The organism is Variovorax sp. F042 (assembly GCF_057814215.1).
The window spans coordinates 1-279 of record NZ_JBVASX010000107.1 but is presented as its reverse complement, the minus strand read 5'-3'; the positions used below and the strand labels follow the sequence as shown (position 1 = coordinate 279).

1 protein-coding gene is annotated in these 279 nt (G+C 36.9%); it reads left to right on the top strand.

Annotation, left to right across the window (positions count from 1 at the left end; genetic code table 11):
• On the top strand, positions 1-218 hold a 218-nt coding region (locus tag ACZYSP_RS35620; RefSeq protein WP_489019276.1), incomplete at its 5' end, for a DUF234 domain-containing protein.
• Between the last annotated feature and the right edge of the window lie 61 nt (positions 219-279).

Genomic DNA, 279 nt, shown 5'->3' with positions numbered 1-279 from the left:
AGATAGCCTCCTGGTGGGACAGAAAGGGAGAGAATGAAATCGATATTATCGCTGCCGATGAACTGGAGCAGAAGGTTATTTTTTATGAGGTAAAACGCCAAGCTAAGGATATAAATCTCGGCATTTTAAAAGATAAAGCCGAGCATTTCTTCCAGGCTACAGGAAAATTCAAGAAATTCGATATCGGATACCAAGGATTGTCGATGGAGGATATGTAAAAAAGGCTTAAGAAATTGTCTTACAAAGACATAAAATAAGAGAGAAACTATTTTTTAAGGA